This is a genomic window from Gluconobacter sp. P5H9_a (assembly GCF_018812085.1).
Lineage (GTDB): Bacteria > Pseudomonadota > Alphaproteobacteria > Acetobacterales > Acetobacteraceae > Gluconobacter.
Genome location: NZ_JACRVW010000020.1, coordinates 17,235 through 43,868, shown reverse-complemented (window position 1 = coordinate 43,868; position 26,634 = coordinate 17,235). Strand labels below are relative to the sequence as shown.

The window sequence follows — 26,634 nt, the reverse complement described above, 5'->3', positions numbered from 1 at the left end:
GGCTGTCAGAAGAAAGCTGCCGCTCCGCAATTGCCGCCACAGCCTGTTGGCGTCATGACGCTGCAAACCCAGCCGGTTACGCTGGAGACGTCTCTTCCCGGCCGAACGGATGCCTATGAACAGGCGCAGATCCGGCCGCAGGTGAATGGTGTGATTGTCTCGCGTGACTTTGAGCAGGGTGCGGACGTCAAAAAAGGGCAGCAGCTGTTCCAGGTTTATATTGCGCCGTATCAGGCTGCTTATGACCAGGCTAAGGCTCAGCTTATGAATGCTCAGGCCGTTGCCACGCGCGCGGCTGGTCAGCTTCGCCGTTATGCGCCGCTGGTCAAGGCGCATGCTGTCAGCTCACAGGACTATGACAACACGCTTGCAACGGCCCGCGAAGCTGAAGCGCAGGTTGCTCAGGCGAAGGCCAATCTTGAGGCTGCTGAAGTCAATCTCAATTACACCCATGTCCGCGCGCCGATTGATGGCCGTATCGGCCGTACGCTTTACACGCCGGGGGCGCTGCTCACGGCAGGACAGACACAGCCGATCGCAGTCGTGACACGGCTTGATCCGATCTATGTGGACGTCAATCTGGCAGCTTCGGACATGCTGCGTCTCAAGCATGAACTGGCAACGGGGCAGGTTGAGCGGAAGGGCGATGATGCCGCCGCTGTTGGCCTCAAGCTTGAAGACGATTCAGACTACCCGCAGCGCGGCAAGCTCCAGCTTTCGGAAGTCACGGTCGATCCTGCAACGGGAACGCTTGTCATGCGAGCCGTTTTCCCGAACCCGGATCATCTGCTTCTGCCGGGAATGTTTGTACATGCCCATATCCGCGAAGGTATCGATCCGAACGGCATTCTGGTGCCGCAAGTGGCTGTCCAGCGTGATTCTAAGGGCAACCCCTTTGTGATGATTGTTGATGCAGAAAACAAGGTGCAGCAGCGCTCTATCCAGACGTCCCGGACAGTTGGCAAGGACTGGCTGGTGACGGGCGGCGTCAAGGCTGGCGACAAGATCATCGTGAACGGTCTGCAGAAGGTTCAGCCGGGTGCGAAGGTCGCACCTCAGGACGTTCCTGCGGGAAAGGCTGAGTAACAGCACATGACGCTCTCACGCTTTTTCATTGATCGGCCGATCTTTGCCTGGGTGATCGGTCTGATCATCATCCGTGAACAATACGGTCGTCCGTCCGATCCTGCAGCAGATGTATGGTCTGGATCATCTCGAGTATCTGTCTGCGTCGTCCTATGCGAGCGGCCAGATGGAGATTGATCTGACGTTCGAGCAGGGGACCAATCCTGACATTGCTCAGGTTCAGGTTCAGAACAAGCTCCAGCTGGCGCAGCCGCGTCTGCCTTCCGAAGTGACGGCTCAGGGTTTGAGCGTTACGAAGGCCACCAAGAACTTCATGATGGTTCTGGCCTTCATTTCCGAAGATGGTAGCATGTCTGGCCAAGACATCGCAGATTACGTGGCTTCCAATATTTCTGATCCACTGTCGCGTGTGTCAGGCGTGGGTGACCACACGCTGTTTGGCTCTGAGTATGCCATGCGAATCTGGCTGGATCCGTCCCGGCTGTATAATTACGGGCTGACGGTTGGGGATGTGCAGTCTGCCATTCAGGCACAGAATATTCAGGTTTCGTCTGGTGAACTGGGTGGTCTTCCCGCAAAGAAGGGTATCGGATTTGATGCGACGGTGATCGGCCCGACGCGTCTGAGTTCGCCTGAAGAATTCAACAAGATTCTGCTCAAGGTCCAGCAAGACGGCAGTCAGGTTCGCCTGAGCGACGTGGCCCGTGTTGAACTGGGCGCACAGAGTTATGCTCTGGGTTCCGTCTATAACGGTCATCCTGCATCTGCGATGGCGCTGAAGCTGGCGCCGGGTGCTAACCAGCTTCAGACAGAGGCCGCAGTTCGCGCCAAGATGACGGACCTGCAGCGTTATTTCCCTCATAGTCTGAAGCTGGTTTATCCGCTGGATACCGAGCCGTTTATCACGCTTTCTATTAAGGAAGTCATCGAGACGCTGGTTATTGCCATCATTCTCGTCTTCTTCGTGATGCTGATCTTCCTTCAGAACTTCCGCGCCACGCTGATCCCGACGATTGCTGTTCCGGTTGTTCTTCTGGGCACGTTCGGGCTCCTGTCCGTGATGGGATATAGCATCAACACGCTGACCATGCTGGCTATGGTTCTGGCTGTTGGTCTGCTCGTGGACGATGCGATCGTCGTTGTTGAAAACGTTGAGCGTGTGATGACGGATGAGGGCCTGTCTCCCAAGGAAGCAGCCCGTCAGTCCATGGATGAGATTTCCGGCGCCCTGATTGGTATCGTGCTGGTTCTGACGGCCGTGTTCCTGCCGATGGCTGCCTTTGGTGGCTCTACCGGTGTGATTTATCGCCAGTTCTCCATCACCATTGTTGCCGCCATGTGGTTGTCTGTTCTGGTGGCTATGGTCATGACGCCGGCACTCTGCGGGTCCATGCTCAAACCGACCCATAAGGGACATGAGCGTGGTCCGGCAGCCTGGTTTAATCGCAATTTTGATCGCCTGACCAATGGTTATCTGGGTGGAGTGAAGTGGCTGATCCGCGCTCCTGTTGTCAGCATGATCGTGTTTTTGTTGCTGACCGCGGGTGTGGTGTTCCTGTTTACTCGTGTGCCCGGTGGATTCCTTCCTGACGAAGATCAGGGGATCATCTTTGGCCAGGTCACGATGAGGAATAACGCAACGCAGGAGCAGACGGCGGCCGTCAATCAGAAGATTACGGATTACGTCCTGAAAAATTACGGGGACTACGTTCAGTCTGTCTTCACGATGAACGGCTTCAGCTTCGCTGGACAGGGCCAGTCTGCGGGTGCGTTCTTCATTAGAATGAAGCCTTGGGATCAGCGTCCCGGTGCGGCCCATACGACGATGACTGTGTCTCGTGAAATCATGATGCACTTCTGGATGGATCCGGACGCGCAGATCTTCGCAGTTAATCCTCCTGCCGTGATGGAGCTGGGTAATGCTACCGGTTTCGATCTGGAACTTGAGGACACAGGACATCTGGGTCACGCAGCACTGCTGGCTGCGCGTAATCAGGTGCTGATGGAAGCAGCTAAAAATCCGCTGCTTCAGGCTGTTCGTCCGCTCGGTATGGAAGATGCGCCACAGTTCAAGCTGGACATCAACCGTGAACGTGCAAACGCACTTGGTCTGACCAACGCGGACATCAACACGACGCTGGAAGGTGCTCTTGGCTCCATCTACGTCAACCAGTTCATGCGCGATGACCGTGTGAAGCAGGTCTATATCCAGGGTGAACCCTGGGCACGTATGACGCCGGAAGATCTAAACCGCTGGTATGTCCGTAATACGACGGGCACGATGGTTCCGTTCAATGCCTTTGCTTCAGGTACGTGGGAAAGCGGCCCGCAGAAGGTCGAAGACTACAACGGCATGAACTCCTATGAGATTCAGGGGCAGCCCGCCGTTGGGTCCAGTTCCGGTCAGGCTATGAGCGAGATGGAGAAGATCCTCGCCAAGCTGCCACGTGGCATCGGGTATGAGTGGACGGGTCTGTCCTACGAACAGCTTGCATCCAGTGGTTCAACGGGGCCGCTTTATGCTCTGGCAGCTATCGTGATCATGTTCTGTCTTGCCGCGCTTTATGAAAGCTGGGCCATTCCTTTTGCGGTACTTCTGGTGCTGCCACTGGGTGTGCTTGGAGCGATTGCTGCAACGTTGGGCCGTGGCCTTTCCAATGACGTTTACTTCCAGGTTGGTCTGCTGACGACAGTGGGCCTGTCTGTGAAGAACGCGATCCTGATTGTGGAATTTGCCAAGGCTTTCTTCGAAGAAGGGCAGTCTCTGGAAGAGTCCGTGATTGAAGCCGGGCGTGAACGTCTGAGGCCAATTCTCATGACGTCCATTGCCTTCGTCTGTGGTGTGTTCCCGCTTGCGATCGCAACGGGGGCGGGCTCTGCTGCACGTGTGGCTATTGGAACCTGCGTGGTGGGCGGCATGCTGTCTGCAACCTTGCTTGCGATTTACTTCGTGCCGGTATTCTTCGTGGTGGTGCTGCGTCTGTTCCGTGTGGTCCGGATCCGGGATCGCAAGGATGCCTATGCCCATCTGGATAATAAGGCGACACCTGCCATTGAAGGGGAGCACGGCGCATGAAGGCCCGTCTTGGATTTGCCGCGCTGTTGATGCTTTCCGGCTGCAACATGGCTCCCAGATACCACCAGCCAACGCAGGCTGTGCAGAATGGTTATCCTGCCGACACAGGTGCAAAAAATGCACCTGCGGTCAGCAGCGTTGCCAATCTCGGGTGGGAGGATTTCTATACCGACCCGCGGTTGAAGGCGCTCGTTCAGCTGGCTCTGAAGAACAATCGTGATCTGGCGGCGCAGGCAGCGGCTGTCACGGTTGCGCGTGGGCAGTATGAAATCCAGAATGCGTCCCTGTTCCCCATTATTTCTGCTGGGGGGCAGGGGATGTTCATGGCGCCGTCTGATACGGCGGGCTTCTCGTTTGCTCCAGGACTGGGTACTTCTGTTTCCACCTTGCGCCTGTATCAGACGTCCATCGGATTCTCGTCTTATGAGGTGGATCTCTGGGGACGTATTCGCAATCTGACGAGGCAGCAGGCTGAAACTGTTCTTAACAGCGTGGAGAATGCCCGGAATGTTCTGCTCACCACCGTGTCACAGGTGGGGACAACCTACATTCAATGGCTGGCTGACAGGGAACAGCTTCGTGTCACACGCGGGACGCTGAAGTCGCAGGGAGAAACCCTGCGTTTGACGCAGTTGTCGTATGACAATGGCGAAACGGATGCGCTCACGCTTGCGCAGGTCAAAACCCAGGTTGAGCAGGCTTCCGCCAATGAGGCGCAGTATGCCCGCGCCGTAGCGGATGACGAGCATGCGCTTCAGTTGCTGGTCGGAACGCCTCTGCCCGCCGATCTGCCGCCACCGGCGCCGTTCGGTACGCAGACCATGATCGCGAACCTCCCGGAAGGTCTGCCGTCGGATCTGCTTGCACAGCGGCCTGACATCGTGGCTGCCGAACACACTCTGATCGGTGCCAACGCGAATATTGGTGCCGCACGCGCCGCGTTCTTCCCGAAAGTGACACTGACAGCTTCGGAAGGCACAAGCTCGCTCCAGTTCCGCAAGCTGTTCACGCCTGGTGCGGAGACATGGACTGTCTCACCGTCCATCAGTTTGCCGATTTTCACCTGGGGCCAGAGTGAAGGCAATCTGTTGATGGCGAAGGCGCAGAAGCTTCAATATGCGGCACAGTATGAAAAGACTGTGCAGACGGCTTTCCGGGAAGTGTCGGATGCGTTGACGGCCCGTGAGACGTATCTGTCTCAGGACCGCCATATGCAGTCCCTCGTTGATCAGTCACAGAAGGCGTATGACCTGGCGAAGATGCGGTATGATGCCGGGATCGACAGCTATCTGACGACGCTCGAGCAGCAGAGAACGCTTTATCAGGCCCAGCAGAATGCCATTCTGGTTCAGGCGGCCCGGTTCCAGAACCTCGTCACGCTTTACCGGGCGCTTGGCGGTGGCTGGAGCCAGAAGACGGTTTCGCCAAAATGATTGTCTGGCGCGCTCTAAGCGTAACAGACTTAGAGCTGATCCCTGGAGAATGACGGTTGCAATGAGACCGATAACGGAGAACGGGATACATTTAGGCATCTGTTGTGTGCGGAGGGAGCGAGGAACCGTTTTTTGACGTTCTGTCAGCCCAATTTCTGATTTTCTAGACGATAAAAATAGTGCTGACTGCCATTTTTACTCTGCTTTCCAGGTAGAGTAAAAATGTCTATTCCTTCAAATGGGTTATGCATCTGCATTCATCTGGTATTCGATCCTTATCCGGATAATGATAAGAAATTATAAAACTATTTCTTACTTATATAGTATTAACAAGTATGTTTATTAAAAATTACATAACAAATTTTTACAACTATATAGTAAGACATTTTAATTATATTCTTGGAATTATATACTATAATGAAAATTAAAGATCGGCTAAGATTCGAAATCCTGTCACAAGGGCTGTATTATAATAATCTCCCGCATCTGGTCTAAATATAATCTGGAAATCGGGTACGATCGAAACCCCGGGATAAAGCTTCGCCGAGTAGTTGACCTCCAGAACCTGAATATTCGTCTCGACCGCATGTACGCCATTCCGGAGTGTTAGCCCGAGAGACTGCTGAAGCTCCTGCGTGCGCGTCAGGTTTGGATTGACCTGAAGGTTGGAGAAAAAGACGGACACATAATCCGCTGGCCGGTTCGGTATAAAGTGCTGTGCAATCAGTCCAACTGTATATTGATGCCGAAACGGTAGAGAGGACCCCGTCGCATCCGTGGCAATTCCCATGATGATAAGACCGTCACGTGGGCCGGGCCCGAAACGAAGTAGCATTTGATCGCCGCCAATATAGGCTGCACCTCGCTGTCGTTCGATCTGTGGGGCAGCATGGGAAGTCACAATTGGAGCGCCTGTTACGGAAGCGAAGAGGTCATTATTGTCCGAGGTATCGATATAACCACCAATCTTGTAATGCCCTGGGAGCTTATCTCTTCCCCAATGCGGCTCCCAGCCAATCTCCATGGGAACCATAATTCCGAGAGACGCTGTAGTGATCGTGAAACCGGCAGTTCCTCCGTCCTTTCTCGTATCCTGAAATAGTCCGATGCGGGTATAGACCGATTTTATAGGGTCATATTCTACCTGCGCACCTAACTCAGCGTAAGGCCAGGACCGCCAGTGTGAAGAGACAGAAACCGCCGTTGGATGCGAGCATGTTACATTATCCAAAGCATAGCACCCCAATGGAAACGATCCGAAACTCATGTTGGGAGGATAAAAACCCGCTGTGATCGTCAATCGATCATGCGCCAACTTCTGTTGTAAATAGAGCTGGACAAGGTGGTACAGGACGTTACCGCCGACACCGAAACTTTGTTGTGGTTCGAGCAGCGTCAGATCGCCGACGTAGTTCCTCGCTACATCTCGTCCGGCACGTTGCACACCCAGCATGCGGAAGCTCAAGCCTTTCGCGCCAATTAGCTTCTGTAGATCTACATCGACGGCCATTGTAACCTGATGATCGTAGGCGATCCCCGTGCGTCGACCACCGGCTACATTGGCCAGCGTTTCGGTAAGATAGGTGAGCGTCAAATCAATTCCGTGATCAAATAACCAGCTTCGAGCACCGAAAGGATCCCCCAACGCTTTATTGATAAAGGGCGTGACGGTCGCTGAAGGGGGGCGAGGCTGTGCCTTTGGCTCCGGTTGCACATTGCCAGGGACAGCCTGTACGGGCTCTTGAAGAGGATCATGCCCCGTGGCGGGTAGGGGCACCGCGTGTGCTGATATCGTCAACAGGCCAAGCAGACATGCGGCCGAAAAAAAATTTCTAGCGACAACAACAGCGGCGGCAGAACCACAAGAATGAAACATCCACTATTCCTCTCATGGCATTTCGATTCTGACTGACTAGATAGTCAGATCGGAAAGCGAGCGAATAGTTCAAAAATACCTGCCGGAAAAATCACACTTTTGGGAAAATATGTCTAAATCAATCTCTCATCTGCGGCATCAAACTCAGTCCGATGACGCGAGATAGGCGATGACGGCGTCTTTCACCATCTGGCGATGTCGTGCACGACTCTGCGTACTCAGCATATTGATTCCAAGAACAGAGGAAATAGTATGATGATTGCTAACGCGATAAAAACACAAAGACGTATAGAATATATGTAAATCTACGGGGGTTACATCTCTTTTAAAGACACCAGTTGCTGTGCCTCTGTTAATAATATCTGCTATTATCATCATGATTCTGTAACTAACGGTGCTATCAATACCTGTTTCTCGTAGATGCACGCCTTTATTTATATTTTCTATCATAACAATTCTAACAAAGTCTTCATGCTTCTCATGATAGTCGAGAGTAAAATCTATAATACGCTTCAGTGCCTCAACTGGGTCAGTGTTGCGTACATCCAGATGCTCCTCATCTGACCGAAGACTGGGATAAATCTTTTCCAATACGGCTTTATACAAGCCATCCTTATCTCCGAAATGATAATAGATCATGCCTTTCGTCGTGCGGGTTCCCCTGGCGATCCGATCTACCCGGCCGCCCGCCAGTCCGTATTCAGCGAATTCCTTCAATGCGACTTCCAGAATATTTTTTCGTGTCTGGTCTGCATCACGCTGAAAGGGAATATCATCACTCATTCGTCAATTCTCTCACATCTTCAATTGGTTAGGGGGTTTCGTCCATAGCGGAAAATATCCTGTCAATTTATCACGGTGAATTGAGGATCCCAACCCGTGCGTAGTGTTTGGTCTAGCTTGTTAGTTGTCCTATGCGTTCGCTTGCTGACTAACTGGTTAGTAGGCATTTTCTAAGACGGCCGGATTCCTTTGCCGCAGAATAGGAGAAACGTCTTGCATCCGATTGACCAACCCACCAGTTGGCTAGGCCTTCTCCTAGCCTGGTTATTAGCAATCGCCCTATTCGTCACGGGGCTCTATTTCTTCGGAGGAGGTATCTGGCTGCTGGCACTCGGCGGCAGTCCTTATTTTGCCCTCGAAAGCCTCCTGCTTCTCACCTCGGCCTGGTTTTTAGCGCGTCGGCGTACGCTCGCCTTTTTCCTTTTCATCATTTTTTACATTACGACGGTACTATGGGCATTCGGCGAAGCGGGCTTTGATTTCTGGCCTTTGATCTCGCGACTGATGGTGCCGTCCGTTTTTCTGCTCGCCTTTTTTGCTCTTCTGCCCTATCTGCGCCAAGTCAGCGGTAAGACGCCACTTCGTGGTCCGTCTTATGGATTATGCCTTGTAACGTGCATTGGTCTGATCGTGGCTTTCGCAGAGATGTTTATTCCACATGCGCCTGTCGCGGGCCCGACGCAAGAACAGGCACTTGCCAGGACCAGGGACGGCGCAGGAGATTGGAGTGCATATGGTCGCACTGCAGCCGGCACGCGCTTTGCCCCTTTTTCGGAAATCAACCGCAATACTGTTTCTGATCTCCGTCAAGTTTGGGTCATCCACACGGGGGATACTCCCATAAGCCCTGGAGGAAACGGTGCGGAAGACCAGGAGACGCCACTGCAGATCGGCAACAGTCTCTTTCTCTGCACACCACATAACAATGTCATCGCTGTTGATGTGGACAGCGGCCGCAAGCACTGGGAAGCCCATGTCAATTCCCAGTCGAAGATATGGCAGCGTTGTCGTGGGCTTGGCTATTTCGATGCCTCTGCTTCTCTCCCGATTACCGCTAACGCCGTTTCCGCACCTGCACCGATCGCTCACGATCCGACTGCTCCTTGCGAGAAGCGTCTTTTTACCAACACACCCGACGGCCGACTGATCGCCATCGACGCCCAGACGGGCAAGTATTGTCAAGGATTTGGAACCGATGGTACCGTGAATCTGCTTGAGGGTCTCGGTAATGCGCCGGATCCGCAATATCAGGTCACCTCACCGCCAACCGTTGCCGGTACGACCGTTATCGTTGGCGGTCGCATCGCTGACAACGTCAAGACCGACATGCCTGGGGGTGTAATCCGCGGTTACGATGTCATTACCGGCGCACTTCGTTGGGCTTTCGACGCCCGTAACCCTGATCCGAACCATAAACTTGCCGAAGGCGAAACCTATCGGCGCAGTTCTGCCAATTCTTGGGCGCCGATGTCCTATGATGCCGCAATGAATACGGTCTTTATACCGATGGGCAGTTCGTCCGTGGATTTATGGGGCGCCAATCGCACGCCGGAAGATCATAAATACGCCACTTCCATTCTCGCATTGGATGCAACGACTGGTCATATGCGTTGGGTTTACCAGACCGTGCATAACGACCTCTGGGATTTCGACATTCCGATGCAACCCACGTTGATTGATGTGTCGGCGGCACATGGCACCATCCCCGCCGTTGTCTTTGGCACCAAATCCGGACAAATTTTCGTTCTCGATCGCGCAACGGGCAAACCGTTGACGGACGTCAAGGAAGTATTCGTCCCGAAAGCTGATATTCCGAGTGAACATTATTCACCGACACAGCCCGTCTCAGTCGGTATGCCACAAATCGGCGCTGGCCCGCTGAGTGAGGCGGATATGTGGGGTGCCACGCCGTTCGATCAACTTGCCTGTCGGATCAGTTTCCGCTCCATGCGGTACACGGGTCTGTTCACGGCCCCAGGTATGGATACTTCGCTAAGCTTTCCTGGCTCGTTGGGTGGCATGAACTGGGGCGGCATCTCCACCGATCCCGACAACCACTATATTTTTGTCAATGACATGCGTCTCGGCCTTTGGGTCCGGATGGTCAAGACATCGGCCCCAGCCCCTACACCATCGGTGGGACAAAGTGAAAAGGTCGAAACAGGCAAAACCGGACCGGCCAGTGGCGGGGAGGCGGTCAATGCCGGGATGGGTGCTGTGCCGCTTGGAGGCACTCCGTATTCTGTCGTGAAGAACCGCTTCATGTCGCCGCTGCAGATACCCTGTCAGAAACCGCCCTTCGGGACGCTTTCGGCAATCGATATGAGGACGCACAAAATCGTTTGGCAAGTTCCGGTTGGCACAGTGCAGGACACAGGTCCCTTCGGGATCAAGATGCATGTCAAAATGCCAATCGGCATGCCAACCCTGGGAGGGACGCTCGCGACGAAGGGTGGCCTCGTTTTCATCGCTGGCACACAGGATTATTATCTACGTGCTTTTGACAGCGCGACCGGCAAAGAGGTCTGGAAAGCCCGCCTGCCCGTTGGTAGCCAGGGTGGTCCAATGTCTTACGTGTCGCCCTCAACGCACCGGCAATACATCGTCATCTCGGTTGGCGGTGCGCGACAGTCTCCCGACCGTGGAGACGACGTCATCGCTTTTGCATTGGATGAAAAATAACGTTCATTCCTGCGGCCGCACATCGGCCGCAGGATTAATTACCTTGTGTCGAGTGGTCCCCTGAAACTGAAGATCGGTTCACGACCTTGTAATAAAGCGTTTTATAGAAGCGAGAACTTAATTTGTGAATTTGACCATTGGGGTGGAAGCACGAAGCAGTCGATCTTTTTTTTGGGGGGGAAGAATATTGGGCTCCCTTGAGCATATTAGTTAATCAGGCTCCTGAAAAATCTTTCCGTTGAGCGGATAAAACACCTCATTTTGTTGAGGTAGGCGCTATCAGTGCGATAGGTACGAGTCTTCTTCTGCTGGGATTATAAGGTAGGGACAGAAATTTATAACTGAAAGCGCTCCGACTATTGCTCGAAGAACCGTGACAGAAAGTAAGAAAAAGGGATGGGCCAGATTAAACCCTGCGTGATCCATGTCGATGCAGAGTAGAAATACTTTCTGATCATTCTAATATGGCTATCCTAATCACTTCTCATGCCGCGTCTGGGACGAAGCAAAGGAGAGGGGGCGAGATCATCATTTCCTGAAGGAGCGTTGGATCATGAACCAGTTTCCTTCCATTATCCGTGTTGGCCTGATTGGCTACGGGTTTTCTGGAAAGACATTCCATAAGTCATTGTTGATAGCTGAACCGCGTATGCAGATCACCCGTGTCGCGTCGAGTGACAGCGCAAAGGTACGTGCCGACCTGCCTGACGTTGCAGTCGATGCCGACCCAATAGCCCTTATCGCGCGCGAGGATATCGATCTTGTTGTCATCGCAACCCCAAATGAACACCATGCTCCTCTGGCGCGACAGGCCCTGCTCAGCGGCAAGAACATTGTCGTGGACAAGCCCTTTACGCTGACCTTGGCGCAGGCCCGCGAACTGAGGGCTCTGGCCGCGCAACAGGGCAGATTGCTGTCCGTATTCCACAACCGTCGCTGGGACAGCGACTTCCTCAGCGTGAAGGCCGCAATAGCAAACGGGCTGGTCGGTCGCGTTGCCCATTTCGAATCCCATTTCGACCGCTTCCGACCTGTGGTTCGCAAACGGTGGCGTGAAAATGCTCAGCCGGGAGCGGGTCTGTGGTTCGATCTTGGTCCGCATCTGGCCGATCAGGCGCTCTGTCTGTTCGGACTACCCTTTGCTGTGCATGGCGACTTGATGATGCAGCGTGACGGTGCATTGACAGACGATTGGGCGCATGTCGTGTTGGAATACGATCGGCATCGTGTGATCCTGCACGGCAGCATGCTTGCTGTTGGCGGATCGCCGCGCTTTGTCGTTCACGGTGACAAGGGAAGCGTACTTAAACGTAAAGCAGATGCCCAGGAAGCCCAGCTTCTTGCTGGCATGTCTCCTGGTGATGAGGAGTGGGGCTATGACCCTGACCCGCTTCTTGCCTATGACGAAAAAGGATCGGAATGGGAAGTTCCTGCGTTCCGGGGCGATCAGCGAGACTATTACACCGGTATCGCGGATGCACTGACAGGTGTGGGTCCCAATCCTGTGCCTCCAATTCAGGCGCTGGCTGTGATGGCCGTTATTGATGCTGCCAACCGTTCTGCCCGCGAGAAGACATCTGTTGGGCTAAATCTTACCGATGAGGAAATTACCGCATGGTCGTGACAGATGACCTTCGCATCATTGCGCGTCAGGAACGCGAACTGGTCTTTCCAAAATTTGACGAAGGCGATGCGTGGCAGTTGGGCCAGTATCTGCGGGAATGGGGCCATCGGAACAAGGCCCCCATTGCTATTGATATTCGGACCTTCAACCGACCATTGTTTTTCGCCGCCCTGTCGGGATCTGCACCGGATAATATCGACTGGATACGGCGTAAGTGTAATGTAGTAGATCGCTATCGTCGAAGCAGTTATGCACTCGGCCTCGAGATGGCAGCCAAGAACTCAACCCTTGCGGACCGCTACGGTCTTCCACTTCAGGATTATGCATCTCATGGCGAATCCTTTCCGCTCACCTTGGACAGGAGCGGAGTAATAGGCTCCATAACTGTCTCTGGCCTTGAAGAGCGTGAAGACCATATGCTGGTTGTAACGGCAATCTGTGAAACCCTCTCGCTGGATGTAAAATGTTACGATTTATAAGGAAAGTCGTTTGAGAGAAGTTTTGGCGTTTATCTAGCTGTTTAGTCCCGGGGTTTGATGGTGTGATATTTTCACGTGAGTGGAAGGAAGCATCATGAGACATACGAGACCATGGCAGTGACGCACACAGAAGAATTTCGCTGAGAAGCGGTCAGAATTGCCTTGAGCAGCAGTTTGTCACGGACCCGTGTGGCGGCAGATCGACGCTTGGGCACTGGATTTCGCAATATCGGATGGCCGATCCGACAGTGCCTGAAGTACAGACAGATCTTGCTCGGGAGAACGAGCGTCTTCGCCTGGAAAACCGCGTTCTTCGCGAGCCAAAAGACGTGAGGTTCGCGTTTATCTGCGAGCACCGCCATGACTGGTCCATCGAAAGATGGTGCCTAGTTCTGCAGGTCTCTATCGGTGTGGAAGGTAAGGTCGGTATGCTTGCGCCAACGCATCGACTTGAAGGCACTGGCGCATATCCTGGAGCATTTTGCCCTGAGTAACTACACTATTGGTTGCCTTCGGATGACCATGTAACTCAAGGAGCTAGGACTCGATATGGCGGTACAACTGCGCGATCCCTCGCCTGGCTGTATTTTCCACTCTGATCGTGGCAGCCAATATTGCTCATACGATTTCCAGAAGAAACTGACGGAATGAAGGATGATGCCATCCGTGTCCGGCAAGGGAAACTGCTTCGACAATGCCGCCGTGGAGACCTTCTTTAAGAGCCTGAAGACCGCAATGCTCTGGCGACAGACATGGCCTACATGGCGGCAGGCAACCGCTGCCATCTTCCAGTACGTCAACGGCTTCTAGAATCCGCGAGGCGCCATTCATATCTCGGCAACATCAGCCCAGGCCAAAGCCGCCTAACAGGATCATATACCAGCACAAAGCCGTAGCAAGTCCACCCTGACGTAGGCCCAAATCTGCATTGGACTGGCTACGTGGAGGGGCAACTCCCGCTGAGACCTTATCGGTGGCAGCTTGAGCTTATTGCGCCCAAAGGGCTTCAATATGGCGTTGATACAGTAAAGCTCATCACACCAGCTGGGCATCCTAGCTCTTCCGGGGGACGGCAACGGAAGTTTGACAGCTTCTAACGGAGACCTGTGGAGACGATCAGACTGTCTTTCCCGGAGGCGCCTTTATCCGGGGACGAACGCCCGCGAGACATGCCTCAAAAAGAGCCTTAGGGGTCTTTCTTTCGTTATACCCTATGTCCGATTAAAGAGATTAACGGATTTAAATTTACCTTGTCAGGCTTACTGAGACCGGTCGGCTCAAATGAGACAGGGAAGGGGGCACTTAGGTAAGTTCAAGGCAATAGGAATTCCACAATGTAAAGCACAACTTTACATTTGGAGCGTGAAGCTGTAGGTTACATCTATGGAGATCGACAGCATCAGTCACAAAGGCCTGCGCCGATTTTTTGAAACAGGTAATGCTAAAGGTCTAGTTGGCGATGTTACCCGGCTTCGGAAGATGTTGGCATTCATTGATGCAGCAGCGTCGTTGGACGAACTCGCTGTTCCTCCAAATTATGGATTGCATCCATTGACAGGGGATCGTGCCGGAACCTGGTCTATGACGGTTACCAAAAACTGGCGTCTGACGTTTCGCCTGAACGAGCAGGGTTCACTCTGCGATATGACACTGGAGGATTATCATGACGCTTAAAATGCATGCCTCGCTGGCCGTTCATGTGGGTGACTGGCTCAAAACGGAGATCCTGGAACCTTATAATATCAAGGTGAACACCGTTGCAGAACATTTTGGCGTCTCGCGCCAGTCGATCAGTGCTCTTCTGAATGGACGGTCCAACCTGTCCGCAGACATGGCCATTCGGTTTGAAAAGGCCTTTGGAGTACGCGCCGATACCCTGATGCGTATGCAGAGTGCTTTCGAGTTGGCTCAGGCACGAGCGCATGAAGCCAATTTGAACGTCCAGCATTTCAATCTCGTCGCACCTTCCAGGACTGAACAACGGACTATTTAAGGTCTGCTTAGGGGGGCAAACGGAACGTCGGTTTTGCCGACGATTGTTCTTTAAAGCGGACATGTCCACCGAATCAGGACTGATTTGGATTGAAGGCACGTTGGGGTAAAGTCAGATTAGCTCGAGGGAGGTGAAGACATGAAAAAGGAGTTCGATCTGCTACGAGAGGTCTCTCGGTTTGGATTGAACCAAGGTCTTTCGCTAAACGATCCCAAAATGTCATCGGCCTTCGGTCTGCATGTCAATAAATCGTTGAAATACGCTCTGTCAGACCCGGCTTTTCTCCATGGCCTCCGTGTCGAAGCAATGTTCGAAAATATGGTCGAGAGTTTTGGCGAGGTCGTCATGATCAAGCCAGAAGACACCGGTCCGGTACGGACGGACTTGCCGATGCAGGCGCCTGATTTCCGGATTGTGCTCAAGGACGGGTCCAACTGGCTAGTTGAGGTCAAGAATGTTTATGAAAAGAATACCTCTCGCCAGCGTCGCCAAATTCTCAATAGAGACTATCGCCGGTCCTTGAGCAATTATGCGCGAGCAACCGGCGGGACGCTCAAGCTCGCAGTTTTCTGGGCACGTTGGTCCATTTGGACACTAGTAGATCCCGAGCGCCTGGCACCAGGTGATCAAAAACTTACGCTCGACATGATAACTGCGATGAAGGCGAATGAGCTCGCGGCCGTTGGCGATCAGCATCTCGGATTGCGCGCTCCAATTGTTCTGCGTCTGGCGATGGATCCGGCGCAAACCAGCGACATCGATGAGGCCGGGCGGGCACTGGTGACGATTGGAAAAACGCAACTGTTCTGTGACGGCAGGGAAATTCTCCATTCGCACGATCAGAAAATCGCATGGACTGTCATGAATTATAGTGATTGGGAAACCTCTGATGCTCGTGCAATCATCGAAGGAGACCGGCTGCTTGCGATCGAATTCGAGAGCAATCCGCCAGAACTAAGCCATCAGGGATTTGAGATGGCCGGCAGCCTCAGCCGTATATTTGCCCGCCACTATGCACAGCGAACAATGTCCGACAGCATAATCACCAATATCAACACTCCCATTCAAGCCGAGTGGTTCGAGGCGCTTCGGTCCGACGAGGGGTTCGGTCGAATTCCGCTGTGGCGTTTTATGCTGCAACCGAATTACGATAACTTGCTCCCATGAAATGCCGACAGCACGCTAGTTCCATCCCGGCCGCCTAAGTTTGTCTGGGACAACACAGTGTCGTTACGCCTCCGCTCGGAGGGGGCACAAAATCCAGTCGAACGACCGAAAAAACGGCGACCGCAACCTGTCCGTTCCATTATCATTAAGCAGACAGACGGTTAAGGGGGGAAAGCGGAAAGTCCGCTTCATACACCCCATCCGTTAAAAGCGGACATCGGATATTTTAGGATTGAAGTAAGGTCACTCGGAATGGTATCTACTATGTAGATACATATAGGAGAGATCCAATGCTTGGAACCGTCCGGAAATGGGGTAACAGCGCGGCCATCCGTCTGCCAGCCAATATCCTTGAGGCTGCTCACCTGCAGGTGAATCAAGCCGTTGATGTCCGTGAAGAAGATGGACGTATTATCATTCAACCCGTTCGACCTGCGGCACTGTCTCTCGAAGCCTTAACTGCTGCCATCACAGATGATAATCGTCATGGTGAAGTGAATTTTGGGTCCGAAATGGGTAGAGAAGTCTGGTAAATGTCAGCCTCCTGGGTGCCAGATTGCGGAGACATTGTCTGGCTAGAATTCGATCCGCAGGCAGGACGCGAACAGGCGGGGCATCGTCCCGCTGTGGTGCTCTCCCCTGCCGACTACAATAAAAAGTCTGGTATGATTGTTTGCTGTCCCACAACAACAAAAATCAAAGGGTATCCTTTTGAAGTGCCGTTGGCGGGTGAGCCTGCGAGTGTCGTTCTTTCTGATCAGGTGCGTAGCCTTGACTGGCGTGCTTGTCGTGCAAAGCATAAGGGTCTGGTCTTGGACAGCGAACTTGAAGCGATACGTGAACGGGCTCGGCTCCTGGTGGGGTAACGGTCGTAGCTTTTCTCTCCGGTCAGACTAGGCCACAAAATCTTTTCAGATGGATGCGCAAGGGCCTTACGAAGCCAACGTGAATAAAACAAAGGACGCGCACCAGTAGTAAACCCTTGTTCTACAGGATATCAGGACAACCGTTTATGGCTGATGACGAAGAGCACGTAAGTGGACGTGTGGCGGTTTAGTTCCGGACCTTTAAGAGCGAAGAAGGTCGTGAAGGAGAGTTGGAATGGGACGAGTTTACAGAGACGAGGCAGCCCGTCTTGCTCTCAGCAGTGATCTTTCGTGAGAGCGCATTGCTGAGAATCGGATCTTCGACCTTGAAGGCATGGATCCGTATGCCCAGAAGCACGACACTGTCGTTGCTGACACAACGGATCATACGGCGTTATTGCGTGAGAATGAGAGATCACGTCGTGAGAACCTTCTACTAAAAGAGGCAACACAGTTCTTCTGGAACCAAAGATCGTGAGGTTTGTGCCCACAGAACGGGGGATGATGCTCTGATGGTCCATATCCGCACCGTTTACGAGCAGAGCAGGCGAAGTTACGGACGTCCCCGCATGTCAGAGGGCCTCAGAACTTGTGGCTTGTCTGCTGGACATCGTCGTGTGGGACGGCCGATGCGGGAGACTGACATCCGGGTTGTCCGAACGCGGCGCTTCAAAGTGACCACAACAAGTTCGCGTAGGCACAGTATTGAACCCAGCCTTCTGGGACAGGACTTCTCCACAACACCATAACCAGAAATGGACAGCGGACATCACAGAGATCTGGACACGTGAAGGCTGGGTTTACCTGGCGGTGATGCTGGACCTCTTCTCACGAAGAGGCATCGGCTAGAACCTTGAGGTCCTTATGACCGCAGATCTTGCCACCGTAGCGTTACAACGCGCTCTTGTCTTGCGTCAGCCACCACCAGGGTGCGTCCATCATACGGATCGTGGCAGTCAGTATTGTTCAGGGGCGTACCAGCAGCTTCTTTCTGCTCATGGCTTTCTCGTATCCATGAGCAGAAAGGAAAACTGTTGGGATAATGCAGTGGCTGAGAGCTTCTTCAAAACCCTGAAAGCGCAACTCCTGTGGCGACAGGCCTGGAGCACACGTCAGGAGGTCGAGCAGGCCATCACTCTTTACATCAACAATTTCTACAACGCGCAGAGGCGGCATTCCGCACTCCAGTGGAAAAGTCCTCTGGATCATGAGCGCAACGTCGCTTAACAGATACCCATGGTCCGGAACTTAAAACCCCGACACGTTCAATCAAGAAGTGCGCGCCTCGCTACCGTGGCTTATCGTCACCTGTTTGCGCCTCAGTTTGCTGCAAGAGGTGAATCCGTAGCGCGTCAATGAAAACGCGGATTTTTGAGGAAAGGCTTCGGTGCGCAGCGTAGACAGCATGCGCTTCCACGGTTTCTGTTGTGAATGTTGGAAGGACCCTGACCAAGGTTCCACGCTCAATGGCTGGTCGAGCGAGAAAATCAGGCAAGCGTCCAATTCCAGCTCCGTGTTCCAGCAAGACCTGCAATACGGCGGGCTCAGGCACAACGGAGCCAACGGGAACAGGAATGCGATGCTCGTGTTTCTGCGCGTCCTGGAACCGCCATATCGTGGGGCGATCAGTCCATCCGAGAAGGACGTGATTGGTCAAATGTGCTGGCGTATCCAAGGGGCCTCGTTGAGCAAGATATGCGGGACTGGCACATGGCCATAACGCGATGTGACCCAGTTTGCGCGCAATTAGGTCTGAGCTGGGCAGGGCGCCGATACGGATGGCTATATCAAGATTCTCCCGAGCAAAATCTACAACGCGGTTTTCCGTATCGAAGTGCACGTACAATTCGGGAAAACGTTTGAGAAAATCAGGAAGCATTGGAGCGACAAGGCCAAGCGCAAAGGTCATTGCAGCATTGATCCGCAAGATACCTCGTGGCTGTCCTGTCACACCATCCAGAGCCGCTTTCGCCTCATTTAAATCATCCATAACCCGACGCGCATAGGGCAGAAGCATCCGTCCTGCCTCCGTCAGCCGGAGAGCCTGCGCGCTGCGTTCAAACAACTTCGCTCCAATGACCTCTTCAAGGCGAAGCAGCGCTCGACTGAGGGAGGATTTTGGGATGCCTGTTGTGCGAGCAGCGGCACTGAGACTCAAGGAATCTGCAATATGTATGAAGCAACCAAGATCATCAGAGTTCATTGCAGAACGTTCCATAAATGGGACGCAACGTCTACGATAAGATATCTGCTCTTCACAAGCGGAACGGCATATTGTCGTCCTTCAACGAGGGGACAACCATGTCAAAGCCAATTATCCTGATCACAGGTGCGACCGGGCAACAGGGCGGCGCTACCATTCACGAAATGGTGCGTCGCGCAGGACCATGGCAGCTTCGAGCACTGGTTCGTGACCCGCAGGCTCCAAAAGCTACTGCTTTGGCAAAGCTCGGGGTCGAACTGAGACAGGGCAACTTGGATAACGAGCAGTCCCTTCGGGCAGCACTTCGAGGTGTCCATGGGGTGCTGTCCGTCCAATCTCCCATGAAAATCGGGCCGTCGGGAGAGGAGCGTCAGGGCAAATTACTGGCGACGTTGGCTGCGGAAAGCGGTATCCGTCATTTCGTGCAGTGTTCTGTCGGCGGAGCAGAACGCCAGAGTAGGGTGCCTCATTTTGAAAGTAAGTGGGCCATTGAGCAGCATATCGTGTCACTCGGTCTCAATGCGACTATTCTTCGGCCAGCGGCTTTCATGGAAAATTTTTCCACCTTTGTGTTCCGCACGACAATGCTTTCGATGATGAAAACCTATCTCGCCCCGAAACAGTCCATGCAACTTGTTTCGATTCAGGATGTCGGGTGGTTCGCTGCTGAAGCATTCGAAAGGCCCGAGCAATTTTCTGGACGAAGTATTGAACTGGCGGGCGACACTGTCACCTTGCAGTCTGCCTCATCCGTCCTCCGTCGTTCAGGTCTGCGCCCTACACTGTCCTTCAAGATGCCAGCACTGCTTTGCGCGCGGTTACCCGAGGATTTCCGCCTCATGTTCGAATGGATCGCACGCGAGGGGTTTGATGCTGATATTGCCGGTCTCCGTCGTGAGCATCCAGGTCTTCTGACCTTGCGCGACTGGGCAGACTGTAGAGCGTAATAGAAGTTTTATCAGAACTGCTTACTTTTGTCCGGATCGAAGACAACGACAAAAGACGATTTTGTTATTGTGACCAATTCGATAAAATTCTTACTATTACCCGACTGTGTTTTCCCCCGAAAAAGAAGACCTCTCAGTCTTTCGAGAAGCGGATGCGGCTCGGCTAGGCACGTTAGATCGTAATGGAGTACTATGCTACTTCTCTCAGGAACCGCATGATGAAATCATGTGAGAGATAGAAGCGATCATTATCGGCGCAGAATAGTGCGGCCGGTCAGGCTCTTATGTTTTTTTTGGTGAGTATATCGAATGCGTATTTTGAGAGGTTTGTTTTTAGCGGTATTACAGCTTGCACTTGGGGGCACAGCAGCTGCAGCATCAGACACGACAATCTTTGTACCATCCACCCCATGTTTGACTTATCTGAACTACGCGACCAAGGACGCAGCATCTCCCAATATGCCGGAAGCGCGAAGCAGAGTCATTTCGGCAATGAATATAATGAAGCCGTATATGACGGAGTTTGCCTCGCTTCGTATGGATCATATGGAAATGCTCATGGCGCAGATTACCCAGAGCTTCTTTATCAGGATGGAGCTTGAATGCCGCAGTCATCCCGATCAGCCCTTGTCCGAAGTCATCCGAAAGGTTGGCAACGGCATTGTTGATAACGTGAATGCGAGTTTAGCCCAATCAGGAGATAAGAGGCATCTTCCTTATCCAGCCTTCTGAACAGAGGCGGCGGATTACCAAACTTTCCTGACGATCGGCGTTACGCCAAGCCAGACAACTATGCCGATGCCTAGCGGACGTTACCGTGCAATATTCATGTCTCTGACAATGTGATGTCCGGATCGGAGATTTGCGGCCAGATAGTCGATAAAGACACGGACTCTTTGCGGCATATAACGATTTGGTCCCATAAAGACGGCGTGCACAGTTTGTAGCTCCTGCGCGGCAAATCTTTCGAGCACAGGGACAAGCTTCCCCGTAGCGAGGTCTTCCTGAACCTGAAAAAGTGAAAGCTGTGCGATCCCGGCTCCTGCGAGCGTCAGACGGCGCATGCTTTCTCCGTCTCCCAAAAGGAGATTGCCTTTTGGGGCGAAGGTTCGTGGCTGTCCGGTTTCATCGCGGAACTTCCATTCCGGCGTTTGTCGTCGGAATGCGAACGTCATACAGTTATGCTTTTCCAGTTCATTGACCGTTTCAGGAATGCCATGGCTTTCCAGATATGACGGAGCCGCCACGGTAACGAAATGCGTTTCCATGAGCTTGCGCTGCAGAAGCCCTGAATTCCGCATCGGACCGATGCGAATGGCGACGTCGGCATGATGCTCGACAAGATCCACAACCTGATCCGTGAGATCTACAGAGAGCCGGATTCCCGGATAGCAGGCCAGGAATCCGGGCAACAGATCAAGCACGCATTGAAGACCGAACGGCAGATTCATGTTGACCCGAACGTCTCCCGTCGGCCGGGGCGTTTCATGCAGAAGGCCATCTTCCAGCGCTGTCATCTGTTCCAGAATACACAGACTTTCGCGATAGAAGCGCTCCCCTTCTGCCGTCAACTCAATGGACCTGGTCGATCGGTTGAGAAGCCGCGTTCGCAGCCGCGCTTCCAGACGTGACGTCAGCTTGCTAACGGCGGACGGTGACATGTCGAGCCGACGCGAGGCTTCGGAAAATGATCCGGCCTCCACAACGGCCACGAATACTTCCATTTCGCCCGACCGGTTAACATCCCTCAACATATCTGTGCCCTGAATTCATAGCGACTGTGAATTCATGTTCTCTAGTTCATTCGTCTTTCAGGGAGCAAGTTTCACGAAGCTATCCAAACTTTCTGGAGACAGTGAACCATGAAAATCTTTCTCACCGGCGCGACCGGCTATATTGGCGGTTCCGTTGCCCGCTATCTGACCGACTTCGGCCATGAAGTCCGTGGTCTCGTGCGTCAGTCCGACAAGGCACAGGCTCTGCAGGAGATTGGTATTTCGCCCGTTCAGGGATCGCTGGGTGATGCTGCTCTTCTGGCGGAAGAAGCCAAAGCAGCAGATGCCGTCATTCATGCGGCCAACTCTGATCATCTTGCTTCTGTTCAGACCTTTCTCGAAGCTCTGAAAGGCAGCGGCAAGGCGTTCATCCACACATCCGGATCAAGCGTCGTCGGTGATGATGCACGGGGAGCCTATGAACGACCGGATATCTTCGCAGATGACACCCCTTTCGTCCCGATGGACATCCGTAAGGATCGTGTTGAAATCAATGAAATCGTCCGGATTGCCGGAGTACGCGACGGGATCAGGACAATCGTTTTTTGCCCAACAATGATCTATGGGGAATCTCTTGGGCTGCCAGCAAAAAGCGATCAGCTTCCTAAGCTGTATGCTCAGTCTCGGAAAGTCGGTGCCGGCGCTTATATCGGAACAGGGCTGAACCGCTGGTCGAACGTTCATATCCGTGACCTTGCAGAACTTTATCGACTGGCTTTGGAAAAAGCACCGTCAGCCTCTTACTTTTACGCAGAGAATGGTGAAGCGTCTTTCGTCGAGATCGCGACCTCCATCAGCAAGGCGCTTGGCTTTGAGGGCAAGACGCAAAGCTGGCCAGCAGAGGATGCCATTGCTGAACTGGGTGACTGGGCCCGCTTTGCCATTGGCTCCAACAGTCGGGTGCGGGCCGTGAATGCACGCCGGCTCCTCGGATGGGCGCCTCAGCACACCTCCATCCAGAAGTGGATCGAAACAACCGACGTAGTCTGGTGAAGACAATCTAATGATGTCCGCTGCCCAAGCCCCTCTGACGCAGCGGATCATTTTCTTTTCACACTCCCTTAGGAGCTTTCCATGACCGGCATCGACCTGAGCCGCCGAAGCTTATTGCCACTGGCTGTTGGCTTCTGGGCGACGGCATCTGCATCCACGCCTGCTCAACCCCGTATGCCATGGTGGAAGAGCAGTGTGTTCTACGAGATTTATCCCCGCTCATTTCAGGATGGAAATTCTGACGGTATCGGGGATTTTATCGGGATGAAGGACAGGCTGGAATACCTTGCGGAACTAGGCGTTGACGCGATCTGGGTTGCGGCCTGCTTCGACTCTCCCAATGTCGATAACGGATATGATGTGCGAGACTATCGCAAGATCATGCCCGACTTTGGCACCATGGAGGATTTCGATGCCTTTCTGGCACGCGCGAAGCAACTGGGAATTCGTGTCATTCTCGATATGGTTTTCAACCATACGAGCGACCAGCATGCCTGGTTTGTAGAAAGCAGATCCTCCAGAGATAATCGCTACCGCAACTTCTATCACTGGCACGATGGAAAAAATGGCGCACCTCCCACGAACTGGCAGACGCAGTTTGGAGGTTCGGCCTGGACACTAGATCAGAAGACAGGCCAGTATTATCTGCACTCGTTTGAAGCACAGCAGCCGGATCTGAACTGGGAAAATCCTGAAGTTCGTGCTGAGCTTTACGCGATTCTGAAGTTCTGGGCCGACAAAGGTGTTGATGGTTTCCGGTTCGATGCGATTACTTTCATAGCAAAACCGGAAAAGCTGTACGATCTCACTCCGGAAGAAATTCCGGCACGGAAAACGTTTGCCGATCATGGGGATCGGCTCAGTTTCTATCTGAAAGATATGTACGAGCATGTTTTCAAGAATACAGAACTGTATTCTGTGGGAGAAAACTGGGGCGTGAGTCGCGATGAATATGCTCGTATTACAGACTCACGAAACAAGGAACTTTCATCCGGATTTCGCTTCGACTTTCAGATCAAAGATAATATCGATGCATGGCGTAAGGGAACTTTTCATCTAAGTGATTTGCGCGCATTCAATCGTGACAACAGTTTTGACGATCACCCCGGGACGTGGCCTGTTGTCTGGCTGGAAGACCATGACTATTCACGCTCGGTGTCACGGTATGGCTCGCAACTTCCCCAATACAGAGATCGTTCGGCAAAACTTCTGGCAACGATGATGCTTTCCCTGCGCGGAACGCCATTTATCTACCAAGGACAGGAGATTGGCATGACCAATTTTCCGTTCAGATCGATCGATCAGTTCGACGATGTATTTGCGCATAACGAATGGCGCTTGCAGGTTGAGTCAGGACACATTTCCCCTCGGGAAATGCTTGTAAATCTGGCGGCAACGACGCGCGACAATACCCGCACACCCATGCAATGGAATGAAGGGACTAACGCTGGGTTTTCTTCGGTAAAACCCTGGATGCTCGTTAATCCGAATTTCCGTACAATCAACTGCTCTACAGAATCTTCTGACCCCAGATCCGTACTTTCTTTTTACAAGAGCATGATCCGGATCAGAAAACAGTTTCCAGTTCTTATTCATGGAACCTACCAAGACATTTCGCCGGATGATTCACCGATCTACGCCTATATCCGGGAAGATTCCACAAACAGAGCCTTGGTTGTTCTGAATTTCTCTAATGATGAAAAAATGTTCTCCTTGCCTAAAGGGAAAACTGTAAAGCGCGTCATTGCCAGCAATATGGATAGAAAACAGATTCAGGGCAGCGCCATCCGTATTCAACCATGGGAGAGTATTATTGCTATCGTATAATAAATCCTGAGGTACTAGCGGCGGGTCGCAACCCGCTAGGACAGATGCCCTAGCGTCTTCTTCTCAGCCMTCTGTCTCGCCGCAACCGCCTTGATTGGTCCAAGGATCCTTGGACCAATCAATTATACTGTATCTTCAAAAAAAATACTAAATTAGATTTCTGAAATAAAATAGACTCTCGCTGAAAGCAGGCAACTGACCATTAAGACGAGTAAGATGCTCCATTTCAGTGTGAATTTGAGCATTTCTCCTTCTTTTCCAACAATCCCTACCGCTGCACAGGCGACGGCGATCGATTGGGGCGAGATCATCTTCCCAACTGAGCCTCCAACAGCATTGGCAGCAACGAGAAGTGGACCACTGACGTGGATCTGCTGACCTGTTGCGGCTTGTAATCCTCCGAATAGGGCGTTCGAGGATGTGTCAGATCCTGTGAGGAAGACGCCAAGCCATCCAAGGATTGGAGAAAGAAACGTAAAAGCTGGGCCAGTTGCGGCGAACAGGAGGGCAAGCGTCGCGGAAAGACCGGAATAATTCGCCAGATAAGCAAAGGCGAGGACCATGCCGATAGAATAGATCGGGATTTTTAGTTCGTTCAGTGTCTGCAGAAAGATCACTGCCGCATCCCGGGGGCGTGCACGTAGCACGAATGTCGAGAGGATCGCAGTCAGCATGATGCTCGTGCCGACTGAGGAAATCAGATCAAGCTTAAATACCGAGTGAAACGGTGAAGGTTCGATCGAGACCGGCGGCATTTTGATGATCAGATCATGAAGATAAGGAAAGGGGAACGTGATGACAGAGGACGCAAGCAGACCACCTGGTTTGAAGAGGTTTTTGAAAGGCGCAATGCTCCAGAGGGCGACAAGTGCAGTCAAGATAACGAATGGCATCCAGGCACGGATGACCTCGTTTTTGCTATAATTTTTCTTAGAACCAGGAACGGGTGCATTGGTGCTTTCTTGAGGGAAACGGAAACTCTTTGCTGGCGTCCAAAATTTCAAAAAGAGAGGGATGACCAGGAGTGTTGCCAAAGCCGCGGCAATGTCGGGAAGTTCAGGTCCTACAAAAACAGCCACCAAAGTCTGTGTAATGGTAAATGTCAGTGCTGCAACGAGGGTGATCGGCCAGACCTCTCTTAGCCCGCGCAGCCCATCCACTATCATCACCAGAAGGAAAGGGATGGCAAACGCGAGGGCAGCAAGCATAGGCATTGCAAGCCGAGAGATCAGCAATGGATCCGCACCAATAACCTGACCTCCGACGATGACTGGAATGCCCATAGCCCCGAACGCGCCAGGCGCAGCATTAGCGAGTAGACATAGTCCTCCCGCATAAAGCGGTGGTACCCCAAGACCGACCAGGAGCGCTGTCGTGATCGCAACCGGAGCGCCGAAACCGGCAGCACCTTCGAGAAAAGCACCAAAGCCATAAGAAACGAGGAGGATTTGAATGCGCTGATCGTCGGAAACTGTGACAATCGAATAGCGAATAATGTCGAAGTATCCGGTTTTGACTGAAAGTTTATAAAGGAAGACTGCAGCTAGAATGATCCACGCAATAGGCCATAAGCCATAGAGAAAGCCGTATAATCCTGTCGCGATCAGATAGGGTATCGGCATTCCGTAGAATAGTACGGCTATGAGGGCCGTGAGAACCACCGTGATGGTGCAGGCGATATGGCCCTTCATGCGAAGCACCAGCAACGCTACGAAGAAAAATGCAATCGGTATCAAAGCAACCAGACTGGAAATTATAATATTTCCGGCTGGATCGTATATCTGCTTCCAGGGGGACATGGATTTATTCTCCTGACTTCGTGTC

Annotated in this window: 19 protein-coding genes and 3 pseudogenes; 17 read left to right on the top strand and 5 right to left on the bottom strand. The window is 52.7% G+C overall.

The genetic code is table 11. The annotated features are described in order from the left end of the window. From KP708_RS14115 to KP708_RS14105, 3 genes and pseudogenes are all read left to right on the top strand, one after another. The coding region (locus tag KP708_RS14115) for an efflux RND transporter periplasmic adaptor subunit (RefSeq protein ID WP_215757204.1) at positions 1–1,086 on the top strand (1,086 nt) is incomplete at its 5' end. 6 nt (positions 1,087–1,092) lie between these two features. Beyond that, positions 1,093–4,162 (top strand): annotated as a pseudogene (locus tag KP708_RS14110) (efflux RND transporter permease subunit). Beyond that, complete coding sequence (locus KP708_RS14105) at positions 4,159–5,595, top strand: efflux transporter outer membrane subunit (RefSeq protein ID WP_215757203.1); 1,437 nt, start codon at positions 4,159–4,161, stop codon at positions 5,593–5,595. The pseudogene KP708_RS14110 and the gene KP708_RS14105 overlap by 4 nt, the downstream one beginning before the upstream one ends. Before the next feature lie 424 nt (positions 5,596–6,019). Here KP708_RS14105 and KP708_RS14100 read toward each other — a convergent pair whose 3' ends face one another. Both KP708_RS14100 and KP708_RS14095 read right to left on the bottom strand, forming a co-directional pair. Further along, a complete protein-coding gene (locus KP708_RS14100; RefSeq protein ID WP_215751357.1) occupies positions 6,020–7,372 on the bottom strand; it encodes a carbohydrate porin in 1,353 nt (450 codons plus the stop codon). A gap of 243 nt (positions 7,373–7,615) precedes the next feature. Then, entirely contained in the window at positions 7,616–8,254 is a 639-nt protein-coding gene (locus KP708_RS14095) for a TetR/AcrR family transcriptional regulator (RefSeq protein WP_215751356.1), read from the bottom strand. A 213-nt stretch (positions 8,255–8,467) separates the two neighbouring features. On the opposite strand from KP708_RS14095, the gene KP708_RS14090 reads away from it, so the two are divergent. From KP708_RS14090 to KP708_RS14040, 10 genes and pseudogenes are all read left to right on the top strand, one after another. After that, on the top strand, positions 8,468–10,936 hold the full coding sequence (locus KP708_RS14090; RefSeq protein ID WP_215751355.1) for a membrane-bound PQQ-dependent dehydrogenase, glucose/quinate/shikimate family: 2,469 nt from the start codon (positions 8,468–8,470) through the stop codon (positions 10,934–10,936). Positions 10,937–11,489: 553 nt separating this feature from the next. Next, positions 11,490–12,560, top strand: coding sequence for an oxidoreductase (locus KP708_RS14085; protein WP_215751354.1), 1,071 nt, complete (start codon positions 11,490–11,492; stop codon positions 12,558–12,560). Next, positions 12,551–13,039, top strand: coding sequence for a heme-degrading domain-containing protein (locus KP708_RS14080; RefSeq protein ID WP_215751353.1), 489 nt, complete (start codon positions 12,551–12,553; stop codon positions 13,037–13,039). Before KP708_RS14085 ends, KP708_RS14080 begins: the two co-directional genes overlap by 10 nt. A gap of 156 nt (positions 13,040–13,195) precedes the next feature. After that, positions 13,196–13,935, top strand: a pseudogene (locus KP708_RS15875) (IS3 family transposase). A 487-nt stretch (positions 13,936–14,422) separates the two neighbouring features. Continuing rightward, positions 14,423–14,713, top strand: coding sequence for a type II toxin-antitoxin system RelE/ParE family toxin (locus tag KP708_RS14065; RefSeq protein WP_215751350.1), 291 nt, complete (start codon positions 14,423–14,425; stop codon positions 14,711–14,713). Continuing rightward, entirely contained in the window at positions 14,703–15,032 is a 330-nt protein-coding gene (locus KP708_RS14060) for a HigA family addiction module antitoxin (RefSeq protein WP_252347592.1), read from the top strand. Before KP708_RS14065 ends, KP708_RS14060 begins: the two co-directional genes overlap by 11 nt. 138 nt (positions 15,033–15,170) lie before the next feature. After that, positions 15,171–16,199 (top strand): hypothetical protein, encoded by a 1,029-nt coding sequence (locus KP708_RS14055; protein ID WP_215751349.1) that lies wholly within the window; start codon positions 15,171–15,173, stop codon positions 16,197–16,199. A 290-nt stretch (positions 16,200–16,489) separates the two neighbouring features. Continuing rightward, on the top strand, positions 16,490–16,732 hold the full coding sequence (locus KP708_RS14050; protein WP_215751348.1) for an AbrB/MazE/SpoVT family DNA-binding domain-containing protein: 243 nt from the start codon (positions 16,490–16,492) through the stop codon (positions 16,730–16,732). After that, the gene (mazF, locus tag KP708_RS14045; RefSeq protein WP_215751347.1) at positions 16,733–17,065 is read left to right on the top strand and encodes an endoribonuclease MazF; all 333 of its coding nucleotides are present in this window, start codon (positions 16,733–16,735) and stop codon (positions 17,063–17,065) included. Between the two features lie 230 nt (positions 17,066–17,295). Continuing rightward, positions 17,296–18,292, top strand: a pseudogene (locus tag KP708_RS14040) (IS3 family transposase). A 61-nt stretch (positions 18,293–18,353) separates the two neighbouring features. On the opposite strand, the gene KP708_RS14035 reads toward KP708_RS14040, so the two are convergent. Continuing rightward, positions 18,354–19,268: a LysR family transcriptional regulator gene (locus tag KP708_RS14035; RefSeq protein ID WP_215751346.1), complete on the bottom strand. Its 915-nt coding sequence runs from the start codon at positions 19,266–19,268 to the stop codon at positions 18,354–18,356. A 98-nt stretch (positions 19,269–19,366) separates the two neighbouring features. Between KP708_RS14035 and KP708_RS14030 the strand changes: the two genes are divergently transcribed. Next, positions 19,367–20,215, top strand: coding sequence for an NmrA/HSCARG family protein (locus KP708_RS14030; protein WP_215751345.1), 849 nt, complete (start codon positions 19,367–19,369; stop codon positions 20,213–20,215). Positions 20,216–20,524: 309 nt separating this feature from the next. Then, entirely contained in the window at positions 20,525–20,947 is a 423-nt protein-coding gene (locus KP708_RS14025; RefSeq protein WP_202208616.1) for a hypothetical protein, read from the top strand. 80 nt (positions 20,948–21,027) lie between these two features. On the opposite strand, the gene KP708_RS14020 is transcribed toward KP708_RS14025, so the two are convergent. Then, entirely contained in the window at positions 21,028–21,969 is a 942-nt protein-coding gene (locus KP708_RS14020) for a LysR family transcriptional regulator (protein WP_215751344.1), read from the bottom strand. A gap of 108 nt (positions 21,970–22,077) precedes the next feature. On the opposite strand from KP708_RS14020, the gene KP708_RS14015 reads away from it, so the two are divergent. Further along, the gene (locus KP708_RS14015; protein WP_215751343.1) at positions 22,078–22,983 is read left to right on the top strand and encodes an NAD-dependent epimerase/dehydratase family protein; all 906 of its coding nucleotides are present in this window, start codon (positions 22,078–22,080) and stop codon (positions 22,981–22,983) included. An 81-nt stretch (positions 22,984–23,064) separates the two neighbouring features. Continuing rightward, a complete protein-coding gene (locus KP708_RS14010; protein ID WP_252347590.1) occupies positions 23,065–24,810 on the top strand; it encodes an alpha-glucosidase in 1,746 nt (581 codons plus the stop codon). A gap of 152 nt (positions 24,811–24,962) precedes the next feature. Here the strand turns inward: KP708_RS14010 and KP708_RS14005 are convergent, their stop codons facing one another. Continuing rightward, positions 24,963–26,609 (bottom strand): lactate permease LctP family transporter, encoded by a 1,647-nt coding sequence (locus tag KP708_RS14005; RefSeq protein ID WP_215751342.1) that lies wholly within the window; start codon positions 26,607–26,609, stop codon positions 24,963–24,965. Positions 26,610–26,634: the final 25 nt, after the last annotated feature.